This is a genomic window from Rheinheimera metallidurans, assembly GCF_036983985.1.
Taxonomy (GTDB): Bacteria; Pseudomonadota; Gammaproteobacteria; order Enterobacterales; family Alteromonadaceae; genus Alishewanella; species Alishewanella metallidurans.
This window is the reverse complement of sequence record NZ_JALAHQ010000003.1, coordinates 309,135-327,940: the sequence shown is the minus strand read 5'-3', so window position 1 is coordinate 327,940 and position 18,806 is coordinate 309,135. Positions and strand designations below refer to the sequence as shown.

The window sequence follows — 18,806 nt, the reverse complement described above, 5'->3', positions numbered from 1 at the left end:
GTTAGTATCCACGCTCAACATCAACCAAATTCAACATGGGCTCACCACGCTGGCTGCGCTGATAGTTATTGGCAATTTGTTCAATCACAGCAGTAACACTCGTTACCGCAGATACATGTGGCGTAATTAAAATTGCCGGATGCTGCCAAAATGGATGAGTTTCAGCTAAGGGCTCTTGACGAAAGACATCCAAACAAGCCGCCTGCAATTTACCGCTATCTAATGCTTGCAATAATGCCCTGTCATCAACCAGAGCACCGCGGGCAACGTTAATAAAAATAGCACCGCCTTTTAGTTGATTAAAAAAGGCATCAGTTAACAAGTTTTCTGTAGCGGGTGTTAGCGGCAGTAAACAAATAACAATATCGGCATTAGCCGCCGCCGCCGACAAGCCCGCCGCACCATAATAGCTGTCTATGTTATTTAATTGCTTTGCTGTTCTGGCCCAGCCACTAACACGGTAACCTAGCATGGAAAAATGCTGTGCCGCTGCAGCACCCAACTCGCCTAAGCCAAGCACGCAAATATTGCTGAGCCGACGTGGGCCTTTCGGTTGCCATAATGTTTGTTGCTGCTGTTGCTTAAATTGATCTAACCGCAACCGATAATGGCTTACCACACCATCTAAATAACGCACCATGGTTTGACTCAGGCTGTTATCAACGATACGAGCAATTGGCACGGCAGGCAAACTTGTATCAGCTAAAATTGCATCAACGCCGGCACCAAAGCACTGAATCGCTTTTAAACTCCTTAAATTAGCTAAGCTATCTTTGGGTTGCTTCCACACCACCGCAAATTCAACCTTGTCGGGTTCAGTTATTGCTGGCCAAATTTCTATGTCGGTGCCAGGCAACGCCAGTGACAAACGCTGATGTAAATCATCAAGTTTGCGATCGGGAATAATAAGGGCAATAGTCATCTATTTTTCTGGCTCCAACAATTTGTTATGCTGCTGATATAGCGGGCTTTTATGCTAACGTTTTAAAGGTAACATTGTTTAGTGCTATTTTCAGATAAATGCTTAGTACTTTTTTATAAATTTAGCTATGTAAAGGTTTAGTAAAGTTCAGTTTCAATTCAGCCCCAGAGACCTATAAGCTATACAGTGAACAAAAAGCCGTCAGTGCTACACTTAACTAACGGTAAACTGAGGATAGCAAGATGAAAAATCTGATGCTGCAATTAAGTCGACTACTTACCGCTTCTATACTGGTAATGAGTACCGCAACAATGGCTTGGGCTGATGATGATATTTTATCACAAGCCGAGCTAGACCAAATGCTAGCGCCGGTGGCGTTATACCCAGATACTGTATTAACCCATGTACTAATTGCTGCTACTTACCCGTTAGAAGTGGTACAAGCATCGCGTTGGGCTAAAGCAAACTCTAACTTAACTGGCGACGATGCGGTTAAAGCCGTTGAAAGCAAAAGCTGGGATCCGAGCGTTAAGGCCTTAGTTGCATTTCCACAGCTATTAGAGCGACTCAGTAGCGATCTAGACTGGACTGAGCAGCTTGGCGAAGCGTTTTTAGCTGACGAAACGCAAGTATTGGCTAGTATTCAAACCTTGCGACAAAAAGCCTATGCTAACGGCTCGTTAAACGATAACAAGCATGTGGTGGTAGAACGCGAACGTGAAGTCATCATCATAGAGCCTGCACGTAAAGAAGTCATTTATGTGCCGGTGTACGATACGCGCGTTGTATACGGTGATTGGTGGTGGCCGTCTTATCCTCCAGTATATTGGCAGACCGCTGGGGTGCAATTTGGCAGAAGCCCATTTTATTGGGGCGTTAGCGTTAACGTACGCCCATGGTTTTACTTTGGTATTTTTGACTGGCGCCAGCATCATGTCGTCGTAAACCATCATTATTACCATACTCCACCGCGTTATTATCCGCGTCGCCATACCCACTTTGTTAATGCACATCGTTGGACACACAACACTGAGCATCGTCGTGGGGTGCAATACCGACATGCACGCTTAAATCGCGATTACAATTCAGGTTATGGCTATAGTCAGTCAACACGCGAAACAAAAGGTATACCGGCGCGTAGCACCCGAGTTGACAGTAATGTTACCGTTCGTGAAAACAAACAGCAGTACCAGCGCCGCACAGCCGAGCAAGTTAGATTGCCAAACCGTGAATTGCGTGCCAACGATAATACCCCACGCCAACGTAATGAAGCATTGCGCCAACAATTAAACACACCACAGCGCGAGCGTCAGGCTATAACCGAGCAGCGGCGCGCGCCAATAAACAGCACTGAGCAATTACGCCAACGTGAACAGGCAAGACCATTACCACGTATAGAACCCAACCAGGTAAAACCAGAACAACGCCAGCAATCACAACATGTTCAGGTACAGCAGCGCCAAGCACAACCAGCGCAAAACGTTCAAGTGCAACAACGGCAACCACGAGCTGAGCGTCAACCTCAGGTGTCAGCGCCTCGTGAACAGCGTGCCGCAACAACTACACGCAATAACATGGCGCAAAACCAAGAACGGCGTGCAAGACAGATTGATTAGTAATATCTTTCTCGCTACTTACTAGACTAAAGGCGACTGCTTAGCAGTTGCCTTTTGCTTTAAACTGGGTTCAGATATAAAGTTCTGAGTTAGTGGGAGCACAACATTGGCAAGTATTCCAGCAACACTAAACTGGCAGCAGTTGTTAAAATCGGGCGACCGTATTTTTATTGGCTCACATGCCGCCGCACCCGCCCAGCTAATTGATAACCTTATAGCCAATGCTAAACAACTGCATGATATCGAAATTGTTCAGGTATCTACGCTAGCCGACAATAAGTGGGCCGAACCACAGCATCAGCAATTGTTTAAAGTTAACGCACTGTTTATCGGTGGTGACAAGGTACGCCAAGCGGTAGCCGAAGGCCGCGCCGATTATACCCCGTGTTTTATGTCAGACATTCCGTCATTATTTAGCGATGGCATTCTACCGCTCGACGCTGCATTAATTATGGTCAGCTTAGCCGACGAACACGGCTATCACTCGTTGGGTGTGTCGGTTGATATTGTATCTGCCGCCGCAAAATCAGCAAAAAAGGTCATTGCGCAGGTTAATCCTGCTATGCCTGTTACCTATGGCCAAGCCTTTATTCATCGCGATCAGATAGATGCGTTTTTTTATGCTGAAGAACCCTTGCCTGAACTGCCAGCACCCGAACTGGATGCCATTACCGAACGTATTGGCCAGTATGTGTCACTGCTTATTGATGATGGCGCGACGATTCAAATTGGCGCTGGCAAAATCTGTGCTGCGGCGCTGCGCTATCTAGGTAACCACAAAGATTTGGGCGTACACAGCGAGCTTGTCACCGATGGCGTGATGGAGCTCATTAAAAAAGGCGTGATTAATAATCGGCGTAAAACCTTTCATCAGGGCAAAACCGTTACTAGTTTTTGTGTTGGTAGCAAAGCACTATACGATTTTGTTGATGCTAATCCACACATGGGCTTCTACCCTAGCGAATACGTTAACTCACCCACCAATATCGCCCGTAACGACAATATGATCGCCATCAACAGTGCGATAGAGGTCGATTTAACCGGGCAAATTGTCTCTGATTCAATTGGGCATTTGTTTTATAGCGGTATTGGTGGTCAAGTTGATTTTAGCCGCGGCGCTTCAATGAGCAACGGCGGCAAACCCATTATCGCCCTGCCCTCAACGGCTAAAAATGGTACCGTGTCACGTATAGTGCCGCGTATTTCCGACGGTGCGGGAGTAGTCACATCACGTGGCCATGTACATTATGTCGTTACAGAATTTGGCGTCGCCTCGTTACGAGGCAAGAGCATTCGTGAGCGTTCGCTAGAGCTTATTCGGGTAGCACACCCCAAGTTTCGCCAACAACTATTAGAAGAAGTGCGCAAAAACTATTGGGTACCGCATTATCAACTGCATACACCAATGGAAGTCCCTGAGCTGGGCAGTGTTGGTTTTAAAGAGCTCCACATTGATGGTGAAGCCTTTGACCTGCGCCCGTTAAATCCTTCTGACGAGCGGCGCTTACAAGAATTTTTTTACTCACACACCAAAGAAACTCTGCAAATGCGTTATAGCGCAGTGCCGACCCAAATGAGTCGTGAAAAATCCTGTACCTTAGTCGGCGTTGATCAATCTCGTGATCTGGCGCTGTGTATTGTGAAGCAAAAAGGCTCAGTGGTGCAAATACAGGCTGTTGGCCGCTATTATTTACTCAATGACAATTTAAGTTGCGAAGTTGCTTTTGTTACCCGAGAAAAGCATCAGGGTAAAGGCATGGCCAAGCGCTTGCTACAAGAAATGATTACTATTGCCCAGCTACGCGGTTTAACCAGCATGACCGCCTATGTGCGGGCAGAAAATAAAGCCATGATCACGATCTTTCAAAAAGCAGGTTTTAGCCGATTACCTGGTGATGACCCAAGCGAAGTTTATATGCAGCTGCGCTTACCGCGCGCTGACATTAATGAGCAGCGTAGCTAATGGCCATTACACTATTTAGCCACCCAAGCTGCTACCTGCATTTAGCGGGTGATGACCACCCCGAGCAACCTGCCCGCTTAAACGCAATAAACGATCAACTTATTCGCTCAGGTATGGAGTTTGTGGTGCAGCAGCGTGATGCCACGCCAGCACAGCGCGAAGATTTATACGGCGTGCACGCTAAACTTTATATTGACGAAATTTATGCGAAAGCACCCAGCGAAGGCCATATTTGGCTAGATCCTGATACGCAAATGATGAAACACAGTTTAAACGCCGCGTTGCATGCCGCTGGCGCAGCAATAAACGCAGTTGACTTAGTAATGAGCGGCGATAACCAGCAAGCGTTTTGTAATGTGCGCCCACCTGGCCATCACGCTACCCATGATCAAGCTATGGGCTTTTGTTTATTTAATAATATTGCCATTGCAGCCGCCTATGCGTTAAAGCATTACTCGTTAACTCGAGTTGCTATAATCGATTTTGATGTGCATCACGGCAATGGCACTGAAGATATTTTTGCCGGCGATGAACGCGTATTATTTTGCTCATCGTTTCAGCATCCGCTATACCCATTTAGTGGTGAACTAAGTGCCGAGCCCAATATCATCAACATTCCGCTAGCCGGCGGTTGTAAACCGCAACAATGGCGTGAGCAAATTGCACAACATTGGCTGCCTAAGCTCGACCAGTTTGCACCGCAGTTAGTTTTTATTTCAGCCGGTTTTGACGGCCATCGCGAAGATGATATGTCAGAATTTATGCTAACCGAAGATGATTATGGCTGGATCACTCAGCAGCTAAAGCTAATAGCCGATAAACATTGTCACGGTCGTATAGTGTCAACCTTAGAGGGCGGCTACGCCTTAAGTGCGCTGGGCCGAAGTGTGGTGGCTCATTTAAAAGCGATGTTATAAATTTCATATCAGGCTATTACTGATAAAAAACCCTGCCGTAGCAGGGTTTTTCGTTATTGGTTTAGCCTAGCCAAACACGGGCGTTGCGGAACATGCGCATCCATGGGCTATCTTCTTGCCAGCCATCTGGCTGCCACGAGTTAGCTACTGCACGGAATACCCGTTCAGGGTGTGGCATCATAATAGTTACGCGACCATCAGTTGTAGTAAGCGCGGTAATACCCGCCGCTGAACCGTTCGGGTTCTGCGGATATTGCTCGGTAACTTTACCGTAATGATCAACAAAACGCATTGCTACTGTGCCGCTGTGGTTGGCCTTAGCAAAAGCTTCATTATTAGCAAACTCAGCATGACCTTCACCGTGCGATACGGCAATTGGCATACGTGAGCCGGCCATGCCAGCGAATAACACTGATGGGCTTTGCTGAATTTCAACTAAACTAAAGCGTGCTTCAAAACGCTCTGACTTATTAGTAACAAAACGTGGCCACAACTCAGCACCTGGGATCAGGCTCTTTAAGTTTGACATCATCTGGCAACCGTTACACACCCCTAACGAAAAGGTGCTATCACGTAAAAAGAAGTCAGCAAACTGTTGGCGCGCCATATCATTAAACAATATCGACTTAGCCCAACCTTCACCGGCACCTAATACGTCACCGTATGAGAAGCCACCACAAGCGACCAAACCATTAAAATCGGCTAATTTAACGCGGCCAGATAAAATATCGCTCATATGTACGTCAACCGCACTAAAGCCGGCGCGGTTAAATGCCGCCGCCATTTCAACGTGCGAGTTAACGCCCTGCTCACGTAACACGGCTATTTGCGGCTGCGCGCCTTTAAGAATAAACGGTGCCGCAACGTCTTCGTTTAAATCGAAGCTTAGTTTTACGTTTAAGCCTGGATCTGCCATGTCAGCTTTAGCGGCAAACTCTTGTTTAGCACCTTCGGGGTTATCACGCAGTGCTTGCATTTGGTACGTGGTTTCTGCCCAAATACAGCGCAAACGCGTGCGGCTATCTTGCAACACTGACGTGCCGCCACGGCTAAACACTAAATCATCACTGGTATTTACACTGCCAATAACATGGCTGCTATTAGCTAAGTTATGCTGGGAAAATACTTGCTTAACGTAATCCAGCTCGCTGTTGCTAACTTGAATAACGGCGCCCACTTCTTCACTAAACAACACCGCCATGTCGTCAGCACCTAAGGCGCTAATATCAACATTAAAGCCGGCTTTACCGGCAAAGGCCATTTCAGCTAAGGTAACAAATAAACCACCGTCTGAACGGTCATGGTAGGCCAGTAGTTTTTGCTCACGCGTTAACTGTTGCACCGCATTAAAGAAGTTAATTAATAACTCTGGGCTGTCTAAATCAACCGGTGTTTGGCCCAATTGTTTATAAACTTGCGCTAAACACGATGCGCCTAACCGATTCTGCCCTTGACCTAAGTCAATTAACAGTAAGCTGGTATCGCCTTTGTCAGTGCGCAGCTGCGGTGTAACCGTGTTACGAATATCTTCTATACGGGCAAAAGCGGTAATCACTAACGACAGCGGTGAGGTAACGGTTTTGTCTTCACCATCTTGCTGCCATTGCGTTTTCATTGACATAGAGTCTTTACCTACTGGAATAGTGACTTCCAGTGCTGGGCATAACTCTTCACCAATGGCTTTTACTGCAGCGTACAAGCCCGCGTCTTCACCTGGGTGCCCTGCTGCGGCCATCCAGTTTGCTGATAGCTTCACTCGCTTTAAACTACCGATATCAGTAGCCGCAATGTTGGTAATTGCTTCAGCTACGGCAAGACGCGCCGATGCAGCAAAATCAAGCAGAGCCACAGGCGTACGTTCGCCCATAGCCATAGCTTCACCATGGTAGGTGTCGTAGCTAGCTGCGGTAACACCACAGTTAGCTACGGGTATTTGCCATGGGCCAACCATTTGATCACGGGCAACTAAACCCGTAACACTGCGATCGCCAATAGTAACTAAGAAGGTTTTTTCAGCAATAGTGGGTAAACGCAACAAGCGCTCTACCGCATCTTTTATGGTTACACCGCTTAAATCTAACGCTTTACCTGCGGCTTGCTTACTTTGCACGTCGCGATGCATTTTTGGCGCTTTGCCTAATAATACGTTTAGCGGTAAATCAATTGGTGTAGTACCAAAGTGCGTATCGGTTAGGGTTAAATGCCGCTCGGCAGTGGCTTCGCCAACTACGGCAAAAGGTGCGCGCTCGCGCTGGCATATTTTTTCAAATACCGACATTTTATCTGCCGGTATTGCCATAACATAGCGCTCTTGCGACTCGTTACACCAAATCTGCAGTGGCGACATTCCCGGTTCGTCGTTAGGCACGTTACGCAGTTCAAACTTACCGCCCACGCCACCATCATTGACTAGTTCAGGAAACGCATTTGATAAACCACCGGCACCCACGTCATGTAAAAACACGATAGGGTTATCAGCACCTAACTGCCAGCAACGGTCAATAACTTCTTGGCAGCGTCGTTCAATTTCTGGGTTTTCACGCTGCACTGAGGCAAAGTCTAAATCTTCTGCCGACTGCCCCGATGCCATAGACGAAGCCGCACTACCACCTAAGCCAATATTCATCGCCGGGCCGCCTAGTACAACTAGTTTACAGCCAACGGTTAGCTCACCTTTTTGTACGTGTTCAGCACGAATATTACCCAAGCCACCAGCTAACATAATAGGTTTATGGTAACCGCGAACTTCTTCGCCATTATGGCTGGGTACTTTTTCTTCGTATGTACGAAAATAACCGTTAATGGCTGGACGACCAAATTCGTTATTAAAAGCCGCGCCACCCAAGGGGCCCTCTAGCATAATATCCAGCGCCGATACGATACGGTTTGGCTTGCCGAAATCGGTTTCCCATGGCTGTTCAAAGCTAGGAATACGCAAGTTAGAAACGGAAAAGCCAACTAAGCCTGCTTTGGGTTTTGAACCAATGCCGGTCGCGCCTTCATCGCGAATTTCACCACCAGCACCCGTAGCCGCACCTGGGTAAGGTGAAATCGCGGTTGGGTGGTTATGGGTTTCAACTTTCATTAACACATGAATATCTTCATGATGATACTGATAAGTATTATTGCCAGGCTGGGCAAAGAAACGCCCTGCTACTGAGCCTTCCATTACCGCTGCATTATCTTTATATGCTGATAACACATAGTCTGGTGTTTGCTCAAAGGTGTTTTTAATCATTTTAAACAGCGATTTGGGCTGTTCTACACCGTCGATAGTCCAATCGGCGTTGAAAATTTTGTGACGACAGTGCTCTGAGTTTGCTTGGGCAAACATATACAGCTCAACGTCATTCGGGTTACGCCCCAAAGCAGTGAAATTCTGATATAGATAATCAATTTCATCATCTGCTAAGGCAAGACCCATTTCAGTGTTGGCGGTTTCTAACGCTGCACGGCCACCTTGCGTAATATCAACCGAGCTTAAGGCTGCTGGTTCGGCCTTGCTAAACAAAGCTTTAGCTTGCACCATATCGGTAAACACCGCTTCCATCATACGGTCGTGCAACAACGCAGCAACTTGCTGCAACTGCGGTGCACTAAGTGCGGCATTGCTTTGAATATAGTATGCTATACCCCGCTCTAAGCGAGACACCTGCGTCAGGCCACAGTTATGGGCAATATCTGATGCTTTAGATGACCAAGGCGAAATAGTGCCTGGTCGTGGTGTTACGAGCAGCAGCTGGCCATGGGGTTCATGGCTGGCAGTAGCGGGACCGTAAGTCAGTAATTTATCCAGCGTTTGTTGCTGGGCATCAGTCAATGCGCTGCTTACATCAGCAAAGTGCATAAACTCAGCATAAATATTACTGATAGCTAAGCCACTTTGGACACATTGGTCGAGTAACTTCTGAATTCTGAAATCGGACAGTGCTGGCGCACCACGCAGGATCAACATAGGCTTTTTTTCCCGTGGGTTGAACGACGATGGAACCTAAAACAGGCGCGCCATTATAAAGAAATTTCTACCGAAGTGGTATGAGTAAACGCTGACGTTACAACAGAAGTTTGCTATAACAGCTCGGACAACGTAGTAAAGAGTGTAACTGCATGCGCAAAAGTGGCTTCTTAATACTGATATTAATCTGGCTTACTGGCTGTAGCCCCGAACCACAGCAAAGCCAACTTTTCAATATATATCAAAAGAATAGCTTAAAAGTTGGTGTACTACATGGCCCGACTAGCTACTATGTTGGCGTGGATGGACCCACCGGATTTGAGCTAGAACTTAGCCAAGCGCTAGCGGACAAACTCGGTGTCAAATTAGAAATATTTCCCAGTTATTATCTAGAAGAGTTACTACAAAAGCTGGATAGCGGCCAAGTCGACTTTATTGCGGGTGGGCTAACTCTAACCGAAATGCGCAAAGACAAGTATCGCGCTTCGCCTGCCTATCGCTGGGTTAACGAAGTATTAGTGTTTAAACAAGGCAATGCCTGGCCACGTTCATTAGATGATTTAACTGATGCTATCGTGGTAGTAAAAGACAGTAGTCATGTTGAAACCTTGCAGCAACTTAGCTTAGACCATCCCGCACTTAACTGGCAGCAGCATCCAGAATTAGATGCAGAAGAAATATTACAACAGGTTGTCGACGGTAAAATAGCTTATACCGTAACTGATTCAAACCAACTGGCATTGAACCGGCGATTTTATCCAAACTTAAGCATTGCCTTTACCGTACGCGATAACTTACCGGTTAGCTGGCTACTTGCTAATAACGACGATGACTCGCTATACGCAGTACTTATCGAGTTTTTTGGCGCTATGTATCAAGGTGGTGAACTCATCGCCTTAGAAGACCGTTATTTTGGCCATGTGCAGCTATTCGATTATGTTGACACTCTCGCGTTTATTGATGCCATAGAGCAAACCTTACCACCATTAAAGCCCTGGTTTTTACAATACGCGGGGGAACTAGATTGGCGTTTACTGGCGGCGTTAAGCTATCAAGAATCACATTGGAACCCGCAGGCAAGAAGCCCAACCGGCGTAAGAGGTTTAATGATGCTAACCTTACCTACAGCACAACAAATGGGCGTTACTAGCCGCTTAGACGCACAACAAAATATTCGTGGCGGTAGCCGTTACTTGCATCGCCTTTTTACCCGTATACCAGAACGTATTGCGATGCCCGATCGCTTATGGTTTGCTCTAGCATCGTACAACATAGGCTGGGGCCACGTTGAAGATGCGCGCAAACTAACGCAGCGCGAAAAAGCAGATCCAGATAAATGGTTAGACGTAAAACAACGCCTACCCTTGCTAAGACAAAAAAGTGTATATCAAACCACTAAATATGGCTATGCGCGCGGCGATGAAGCGGTAAACTATGTTGATAATATTCGGCGTTACTATGACACCCTGCTGTGGGTTGATGAACGCCAACAAGCAGAACAGCGTTTAGAACTGCAAAAACAAAGATTAAGCGAACAAAGTAGTGAACAAGTATTGCCAGAACCCAGTGAGCTCAACAACAAGGTGCCCTATTGAATCTTGCGACAAAAGCACCCATAGTACTGATCGAAACGCATTAATGAGGTCGGTATGTTACAACGAAAAAAACCAAAAATTAAAACCAAACGTCGGCGTTTACTCGATATGGTAGCGTGCCGTAGGCGTATTAAACGCAATGTAGCAGTAAACAAACTACACCAACGGCGGCGCCATTATGTTGGTTGTGTTAGTTCGCCGAACGAGACTGCTTAAGCTTTTTTTGTTCGGCTCTGCGCTGGCGAAAAAAGTTAGATAATTGCGCACCACACTCCTCAGCCAACACTCCAGCTTCAACCACTAACTGATGATTAAACTGATGCTGCTGCACCACATTTAGCACTGAGCCTGCAGCTCCCGTTTTAGCATCACTAGCACCAAATACTAAACGTTTTACTCGGCTATGTACCATTACACCGGCGCACATACAGCAGGGTTCAAGCGTCACATACAGTGTGCAGTCGGCCAGACGATAATTATGTTCTGCTGCAGCAGCTGCGCGTATTGCTTGCATTTCCGCATGCGCCGACGGGTCGTGTAGGCTGATCATCTGGTTCCAGCCTTCGGCTAACAGTTTACCGTCTTTTACTAAAACGGCGCCAACGGGTACTTCGCCTTGCTGCTGTGCTTTTTCTGCCAAACTAATCGCATATTGCATCCAGTCTTCGTCAGTCATAATGGCTTACAATTAAATACTAGAATTGCGGCCAAGTTTACCACTATATTCTGGTTAAAATTGCTAAATTTTAGTTTCATTATAAAAAAAGCATTCGCCAATATTTTTTATGTTGTTGATATTTATCAATTTTACATATTGGCACTGATGTTGCCTCGTAATATGTAAATAAATAAAACGGAGAATACTATGGGACCCTTTGAAATTGCTGCTATCGCTATTATTGGCGGTATCGCACTGTCAGCGTATAAAGTGCATAACAGTAATAAAGACAAAGCTGACTCAGTGCAGCTAGATGAAATTAAAGCCGAGCAAGAGCGGCTTAAACAGCGCGTTGCCACGCTGGAAAGCATTGTTACCGATAAGTCGTATCAACTAAAAGATCAAATAAATCGGCTTTAAGCGAAGTGCTTTAACCGCTCCTGACAGCGTGGCAGTTCACGCGCAATATGATACACTGCGAAGAACTGCTGACAGGAGCTAACAATGTCGACGGAAACTCTGGTTAATCGCGCTCGCACGCTATGCGAAAAAAACGGCGCTCGCTTTACTTCAATTAGAGAAAAGGTGTTTCGCCTGCTAGCTAATCTTAACGGTGGCATTGGCGCCTATGAGTTACTTGAGCAGTTAAAACAAACCGAACCCGGAGCTAAACCGGCTACGGTATATAGAGCATTAGAGTTTTTAACCGAGCAAGGTTTTATTCATAAAATTGAATCCAGCAACGCGTTCTTGTTATGCCATCATTTTGATCAGCATCACCCAGCACAATTACTGATCTGTGATCAATGCGGCAACGTAACAGAGCTGCATTCAGATGTGTTACAAGAAGAATTTAATCGCCAGGCAGTTGCGCAAGGTTTTGTCATTAAGCATCAAACCATAGAAGCTAATGGTTTATGCAAAACCTGCCAGGCCTAATAAAACTTATCTATATCAAGGTTGTGGCTTGTTAATTCAGCAAAAGGTTTCTAATCTTAAGCAAGCCGTAATCCTGTTCCCGTATTCTGATAGGCGTTAACATGAATGTTGAATTTATAAACCCGTTTTTATCGTCATTAGTTAATGTGTTAAGCACCATGGCTAATACCACTATTACACCAGGCCAACCACGCATTAAAAAAGATGAGTTGGCGCGCGGTGATGTGTCTGGCTTAATCGGCATGGTAAGCCCGCAAACCAAAGGTTCGTTTTCTATTACCTTTGAAGAGTCATTAGCAGTAGAACTTATGTTTCGTATGCTTGGCGAACGCCCCAAAGGTATCACCGCCGATGTTACTGATATGGTTGGCGAAATTACCAATATGGTTACTGGTGGTGCCAAACGTATTTTGGGTGAAAAAGGTTATGACTTCACCATGGCTACACCTGTAGTAGTATCGGGTAAAGGCCATACTATTTCGCACAAATCAGAAGGTGCTAAAATTCTAATGCCATTTGATTCTGATTTTGGCAAGGTACACATTGAAGTGAGCTTTGATAAGTAATATCACGGGTTATCGCTGCTGATACTAGCAGCGTAATACCCACTCAAACAAAAAAACTATTTTTCACTCTTTGCGCTGCGGCTGGCGAGTGATATTGCTCTAGCAGATCTTTCGCCGCTAATTCAGTGCGCTCTTTTTGTTCTCGATTGCGGTTGGCTTGCTCGACTAAGCTTTCTAACGCATCGTTAAGCTGCTCTAACTTCTGTTCCAAAATAGATAGCTGCTTATCTTTAGCTGGGCTTGCTGGCTGTTCAGACAGCGTGTCTATTTGTTGCTGTGTCTCTTCAATTTTTTTCGTAATCTCATCGTACTTTTGCTTATCTAAACCAATACGGTTAGCTAGCATTTGTTCCATTAACTGCGCTAAAAAAGCTGACTGGTTTTCATTGTTAACATTTGGCTTAGGTTGTTTTGGCTCAGCATGCTTTAGTGTTGCAGGTGCGGCCACCTGATCGGCAACATTTTGCCGTTGCAAGCTTGCATCGTCTAATTTTAAGGCTTGGTATTGCAATTGAAGATTATTAAAAGACAATCCGGACACTGTCATTAGTATGCTCCTGCTATACGGGCTAATAATCGTGATTTTTAACTCTCCACGAATACAGCAGGAACTATGCCAAATCTATTTTGGGTTAATTAGCGGTATCTTTGTAACTAAACTGTACTCGGCTGGTGATATTGCACAATAGCTCGTAGGCAATAGTATCAACACAGTGCGCCAGTTGTTCTACCGGCAAACCTTCACCCCACAACACAACACTGTCGCCGACAGCAACAGGCTCAGCGCCTATATCAACCGTAATCATATCCATAGACACGCGGCCGACAATCGGCATTCGTTTACCACGTATTAGCACATCAGCATTGTTACCCGCGCCGCGTGGGTAGCCATCGCCATAGCCCATCGCCACGACTGCCAAACGGGTATTATGCGCCGCTATCCAGCTGCCACCATAACCCACGGCATCGCCGGCCTTAACCTCGCGCACAGCGATAACACTACTGGCTAACGTCATTGCAGGCTTTAAACCTAACTCAGCCCCCGTGTTATTTGACACGGGTGACACGCCATACAGCATTAACCCCGGTCTTATCCAATCGGCGTGGCTTTGTGGCCAATTTAACACTGCCGCAGAGTTTGCTAATGAGTGTTCACCTACAGCGTGTTGCGTAATCTGTTGAAATAGCTGTAACTGGGCTAGTGTCGCTGGGTTATGCAGTTCATCTGAGCTGGCAAAATGACTCATTAATCTAAGCGGCCCTTGCACATTATCACTTTGGCTTAAACGTTGGTATAACGCGTTAAATTCGTCAGGGTATATACCTAAGCGATGCATACCTGAATCAACTTTTAGCCAGACCCGTACCGGAGCATCTAACTTTGCATCAAGTAAAGCTTCTGCCTGTTCGCGATAATGAATGACTAACTGCAAGTTAGATGCAACCACTTGCTCTAACTCATCCGCATGAAAAAAGCCTTCAAGTAACACTATAGGTTTTGCAATACCGCCAGCGCGCAGCGCTAAGGCTTCATCAAGCCGCGCCACCCCTATAGCATCAGCCTGCTTTAATGCCTGAGCTACCGGCAGCATACCGTGACCATAAGCATTAGCTTTAAGTACAGCAAGCACTTTACTATTTGGCGCTAACTGCTTAACACGAGTAAAGTTATGGTTTAACGCACTAAGATCAATAATGGCTTGGGGGCGACGGCTTTGCATTAATCATCCTCAAACCGAGCGCTGCCGGCGTAATTGTCAAAGCGCGAGTAACGACCGTGGAAGGTTAAGCGCACGCGGCCTATTGGCCCGTTTCGCTGCTTGCCAATAATAACTTCAGCCGTGCCTTTATCTGCGCTATCTTCGTTGTACACTTCATCCCGATAAATAAACATAATTAAGTCGGCGTCTTGCTCAATAGAACCCGACTCACGTAAGTCTGAGTTTATTGGTCGCTTATCAGCACGTTGTTCTAGTGAACGATTTAACTGCGACAGCGCCACTACTGGCACCTTTAATTCTTTGGCTAATGCCTTTAATGAGCGCGAAATTTCAGCAATTTCTAACGTACGGTTATCGCCCATACCCGGCACTGTCATTAACTGTAAATAGTCGACCATAATCATACTTAGGCCGCCATGCTCACGCGCGACCCTTCTGGCTCGTGAGCGCACTTCCGTTGGCGTTAGCCCTGAGCCATCATCAATGTACATTTTGCCTTTGGTATTCAATAGCTCAATAGCTGAAGATAATCTTGCCCAGTCTTCATCTTGTAACTGGCCAGTACGCACCTTGGTTTGGTCAATACGACCCAGCGAGGCCAGCATACGCATCATTATTTGTTCTGCCGGCATTTCTAGGCTGAAAATTAATACCGGTTTGTCGCTAGTAATAGCTGCGTGTTCACACAGATTCATAGCAAAAGTGGTTTTACCCATCGATGGGCGGGCAGCAACAATAATTAAATCCGATGGTTGCATACCATGGGTCATTTTATCTAAATCGGTATAGCCGGTAGAAACGCCGGTGACGCCATCGTGTGGCGAGCGAAATAGCTCGTCAATTTTTTCAATGGTTTTCGCCAGTATGCTATTAATTGGCTCGGGACCTTCATTAGCATTAGTGCGTTGCTCCGCGATTTTAAATACTTTAGTTTCAGCGAAATCTAACAGCTCAGCTGAGGTGCGGCCTTGGGTATCGTAACCCGCATCGGCAATATCATGCGCCACTGAAATCATATCGCGTACTACAGCGCGTTCGCGCACAATTTCGGCATAGGCCAAAATATTGGCAGCACTGGGTGTATTTTTCGCAATTTCGCCCAAGTAGGCAAAGCCACCGACATCGTCGAGCTGTAGGTTTGCCTCTAAATTTTCAGATACCGTAATAATATCAATAGGCTGTGTAGCTTCAGCTAAGCGCGACATTGCAGAAAAAATAAATCGGTGAGCGCGTAAATAAAAATCTTGTTCTACCACTTTTTCGGCGACACGATCCCAAGCATCATTATCTAGCATTAAACCGCCAAGCACTGACTGCTCAGCTTCAATAGAATGTGGCGGCATTTTAACCGCAGCAACCTGCTTATCTTTATTACTGCTCATAACACCTGTTTCAGTTAACGAAAACAATATAATGCTAACCCGCCAACGGCAGATCACAAAGCAAAGTCAGAGATTTTTTTAGTGGGTAGTGGAAATAACAGCGGGCAACAAACAAGAGGAAAGCGCACCGAATTACCAGTGCGCTTAAATAGCATTAAGCTTCAGCGATTATCACAACTTTAACAGTTGCGATAACTTCTGCGTGTAACTGAACGTCGATATCAAACTCGCCAGTTTCACGTAAAGTACCGTGTGGTAACTTAATTTGAGCTTTTGATACTTTAACGCCAGCTTCAGTGATCGCATCAGCGATATCACGTGTGCCAACTGAACCGAACAGCTTACCTTCGTCGCCAGCTTTAGAAGCGATAGTCACTTCACCCAGCGCAGCAATTTTAGCAGCTTTATCGTTACAGGCAGCTAAGTCAGTTGCTAATTTAGCTTCTAATTCAGCGCGGCGTGCTTCGAACTTTTCTACGTTAGCCTTGGTAGCTGGAACTGCTTTACCCTGTGGGAATAAGAAGTTACGAGCATAACCTGACTTAACAGTTACATTGTCACCTAAACCACCAAGGTTTGAGACTTTGTCTAACAGAATAATTTGCATTGCTTTATCCCTTCTGTATTAACTGTGTGAGTCGCTGTAAGGCAGCAGAGCCAGGTAGCGAGCGCGTTTAATAGCGCGAGCCAGTTGGCGCTGATACTTAGCGCTGGTGCCAGTAATACGGCTAGGTACGATCTTGCCGCTTTCTGTAACATAGTTTTTCAGAACAGCGGTATCTTTGTAATCAATCTCTACAGTGCCTTCTGCAGAAAAACGGCAGAATTTACGGCGACGGAAAAAACGTGACATTTGTCTGTCTCCTAACTTATTTGTTCAAATTGTTGAGCATGCAGTACCAGCTTAGCTTGTCCACTGCGGCTTTGGTGACGATTTAAAAAACCAGTAACCTTGACCATGTTGCCCAACGTTAAATGTCGGGTATGTTGTGTTAATGCAGCTCCGGTAATTACCACCTGTATTCTGACGTAAACTTGACGGTTTAGGCCAGCTTCCATCTGATTACTGCGGTGTTCTAACACCAGAACGGTATGCGGTATGCCCGCGGGACTTTCGCTATGTTCGGGCTGACGGCAAATACTGCCAACCAGTACGGTGCAATTGTCCATTAACGCAACTTACTCTTCGTTTGATACTTGCTCTTCTTCGTTTTCACGAGGAGCACGCTCACGACGTTCATCACGTACCTTCGCCATTGGTGATGGCTCAACTACGGCACTGTCAGTGCGCATAATCAGATTACGTAAAACAGCGTCGTTGAAGCGGAAGTTAGTTTCCAGCTCATCAATCACAGTTTGTGGTGCTTCTACGTTCATCAGAACATAGTGAGCTTTATGCAACTTCTGGATTGGGTATGCCAATTGACGACGGCCCCAGTCTTCCAGACGGTGAATAGAACCACCCGCTTCTTTGATCGCGCCAGTGTAGCGCTCGATCATGCCAGGTACTTGTTCACTCTGATCAGGGTGAACCATAAAAACGATTTCGTAATGACGCATTGTAGCTCCTTACGGTTAGTAAGCCTCGGGGGAACTCGGCCGGGGTTCTCATAGAGGCAAGGAACGTTAGTGTATGGCCGAAGGTCGCATATACTACGGACTTAGCGCGTAAATAACAAGCAGTATCTGTGGTTATACGAAGGTATTCTTAACAAGGGTTAAGCGCGTTGGCGCACTGCTTCAAACATACAAATGCCAGCGGCAACTGAGACGTTTAAACTAGATACGGCGCCAAACATTGGAATTTTTACCAGGGCGTCGCAGGTTTCACGCGTTAAACGGCGCAGGCCTTCACCTTCAGCACCAAGCACTATGGCTAATGGGCCTTTTAAATCCGCGTCGTAAACTAGGGTTTCTGTCTCGCCAGCGGTGCCTACTATCCATAAACCCGCCTCTTGTAGCTCACGCATAGTGCGAGCTAAGTTAGTAACGGTAATAAAAGGTACACTTTCGGCAGCACCACAGGCTACTTTGCGCACTGCGGCAGTAAGTTTTGCTGAACGATCTTTCGGTGATACGACAGCATGCACACCGGCAGCATCAGCGCTACGTAAAATAGCGCCTAAGTTATGCGGGTCGGTTACGCCGTCAAGAATTAAAATAAACGGCTTGTCTGTACTGGCAACTATAGCGGCTAAATCGTTTTCAGTGCCACTGCTTTGCAAGCGAGCTTTTGCCACCACGCCTTGGTGCTGGCCGCTAACCATGTCATCTAGGGTTTTACGGTTGCAAAATTGTACTGATACACCATTTTCTCTAGCTTGTTGAATTAATGGCTGCATACGCTTATCGTCGCGATCTTTCATCACGAACAATTCCAGTACCTCTAACGGTGCGCGTTGTAATAGTGCGGCAACCGCATGAATACCAAATACCAGATCTGCGCTCATTGTTAACCCTTAATGCCGACACTTAAAAAAGGCCGACAGTTTACCTTAGATTGCGAAATTTGCGAACTAACGAACCAATTTACCCACGCCAACACGCCGTAAATATGTCCCTATAGGCTCGT

Annotated in this window: 18 protein-coding genes; 7 read left to right on the top strand and 11 right to left on the bottom strand. The window is 46.2% G+C overall.

The window, feature by feature from the left end:
* Position 1 precedes the first annotated feature (1 nt).
* Positions 2–922 carry a 2-hydroxyacid dehydrogenase gene (locus tag MN199_RS10595; protein ID WP_335739393.1) on the bottom strand — a complete coding sequence of 307 codons (921 nt, stop codon included), beginning with the start codon at positions 920–922 and terminating at the stop codon, positions 2–4.
* Between the two features lie 242 nt (positions 923–1,164).
* On the opposite strand from MN199_RS10595, the gene MN199_RS10590 reads away from it, so the two are divergent.
* The 3 genes from MN199_RS10590 (at position 1,165) to MN199_RS10580 (ending at position 5,418) form a co-directional block, all read left to right on the top strand.
* Entirely contained in the window at positions 1,165–2,538 is a 1,374-nt protein-coding gene (locus MN199_RS10590; protein ID WP_335739392.1) for a DUF3300 domain-containing protein, read from the top strand.
* 106 nt (positions 2,539–2,644) lie between these two features.
* Positions 2,645–4,501 carry a bifunctional acetyl-CoA hydrolase/transferase family protein/GNAT family N-acetyltransferase gene (locus MN199_RS10585; protein ID WP_132585064.1) on the top strand — a complete coding sequence of 619 codons (1,857 nt, stop codon included), beginning with the start codon at positions 2,645–2,647 and terminating at the stop codon, positions 4,499–4,501.
* The gene (locus tag MN199_RS10580; RefSeq protein WP_132585066.1) at positions 4,501–5,418 is read left to right on the top strand and encodes a histone deacetylase family protein; all 918 of its coding nucleotides are present in this window, start codon (positions 4,501–4,503) and stop codon (positions 5,416–5,418) included. Before MN199_RS10585 ends, MN199_RS10580 begins: the two co-directional genes overlap by 1 nt.
* 61 nt (positions 5,419–5,479) lie before the next feature.
* Here MN199_RS10580 and purL read toward each other — a convergent pair whose 3' ends face one another.
* Positions 5,480–9,373 carry a phosphoribosylformylglycinamidine synthase gene (gene purL / locus MN199_RS10575; RefSeq protein WP_335739391.1) on the bottom strand — a complete coding sequence of 1,298 codons (3,894 nt, stop codon included), beginning with the start codon at positions 9,371–9,373 and terminating at the stop codon, positions 5,480–5,482.
* Positions 9,374–9,525: 152 nt separating this feature from the next.
* Here purL and mltF point away from each other — a divergent pair, with 152 nt between their 5' ends.
* Positions 9,526–10,968 (top strand): membrane-bound lytic murein transglycosylase MltF, encoded by a 1,443-nt coding sequence (mltF, locus tag MN199_RS10570; protein WP_335739390.1) that lies wholly within the window; start codon positions 9,526–9,528, stop codon positions 10,966–10,968.
* Positions 10,969–11,158: 190 nt separating this feature from the next.
* Here the strand turns inward: mltF and tadA are convergent, their stop codons facing one another.
* Positions 11,159–11,644, bottom strand: coding sequence for a tRNA adenosine(34) deaminase TadA (gene tadA / locus MN199_RS10565; RefSeq protein ID WP_335739389.1), 486 nt, complete (start codon positions 11,642–11,644; stop codon positions 11,159–11,161).
* Positions 11,645–11,833: 189 nt separating this feature from the next.
* Here tadA and MN199_RS10560 point away from each other — a divergent pair, with 189 nt between their 5' ends.
* From MN199_RS10560 to MN199_RS10550, 3 genes are all read left to right on the top strand, one after another.
* Positions 11,834–12,046 carry a hypothetical protein gene (locus MN199_RS10560; protein WP_335739388.1) on the top strand — a complete coding sequence of 71 codons (213 nt, stop codon included), beginning with the start codon at positions 11,834–11,836 and terminating at the stop codon, positions 12,044–12,046.
* 84 nt (positions 12,047–12,130) lie between these two features.
* Positions 12,131–12,565, top strand: coding sequence for a transcriptional repressor (locus MN199_RS10555; RefSeq protein ID WP_335739387.1), 435 nt, complete (start codon positions 12,131–12,133; stop codon positions 12,563–12,565).
* Between the two features lie 101 nt (positions 12,566–12,666).
* Positions 12,667–13,131, top strand: a complete 465-nt coding sequence (locus tag MN199_RS10550) for a chemotaxis protein CheX (RefSeq protein ID WP_132585078.1) — start codon at positions 12,667–12,669, stop codon at positions 13,129–13,131.
* A gap of 43 nt (positions 13,132–13,174) precedes the next feature.
* Here MN199_RS10550 and MN199_RS10545 read toward each other — a convergent pair whose 3' ends face one another.
* The 8 genes from MN199_RS10545 to rlmB form a co-directional block, all read right to left on the bottom strand.
* The gene (locus MN199_RS10545; RefSeq protein ID WP_335739386.1) at positions 13,175–13,678 is read right to left on the bottom strand and encodes a hypothetical protein; all 504 of its coding nucleotides are present in this window, start codon (positions 13,676–13,678) and stop codon (positions 13,175–13,177) included.
* 85 nt (positions 13,679–13,763) lie between these two features.
* A complete protein-coding gene (gene alr / locus MN199_RS10540) occupies positions 13,764–14,852 on the bottom strand; it encodes an alanine racemase (RefSeq protein ID WP_132585082.1) in 1,089 nt (362 codons plus the stop codon).
* A complete protein-coding gene (gene dnaB / locus MN199_RS10535; RefSeq protein WP_132585084.1) occupies positions 14,852–16,234 on the bottom strand; it encodes a replicative DNA helicase in 1,383 nt (460 codons plus the stop codon). Before dnaB ends, alr begins: the two co-directional genes overlap by 1 nt.
* Before the next feature lie 154 nt (positions 16,235–16,388).
* On the bottom strand, positions 16,389–16,841 hold the full coding sequence (gene rplI / locus MN199_RS10530) for a 50S ribosomal protein L9 (protein WP_335739385.1): 453 nt from the start codon (positions 16,839–16,841) through the stop codon (positions 16,389–16,391).
* 18 nt (positions 16,842–16,859) lie between these two features.
* Entirely contained in the window at positions 16,860–17,087 is a 228-nt protein-coding gene (gene rpsR, locus MN199_RS10525; RefSeq protein ID WP_008218940.1) for a 30S ribosomal protein S18, read from the bottom strand.
* 11 nt (positions 17,088–17,098) lie between these two features.
* Positions 17,099–17,404, bottom strand: a complete 306-nt coding sequence (gene priB, locus MN199_RS10520) for a primosomal replication protein N (RefSeq protein WP_132585088.1) — start codon at positions 17,402–17,404, stop codon at positions 17,099–17,101.
* 9 nt (positions 17,405–17,413) lie between these two features.
* Positions 17,414–17,794: a 30S ribosomal protein S6 gene (gene rpsF / locus MN199_RS10515; RefSeq protein WP_132585090.1), complete on the bottom strand. Its 381-nt coding sequence runs from the start codon at positions 17,792–17,794 to the stop codon at positions 17,414–17,416.
* Positions 17,795–17,952: 158 nt separating this feature from the next.
* Positions 17,953–18,684, bottom strand: coding sequence for a 23S rRNA (guanosine(2251)-2'-O)-methyltransferase RlmB (gene rlmB, locus MN199_RS10510; RefSeq protein ID WP_335739384.1), 732 nt, complete (start codon positions 18,682–18,684; stop codon positions 17,953–17,955).
* Positions 18,685–18,806 lie beyond the last annotated feature (122 nt).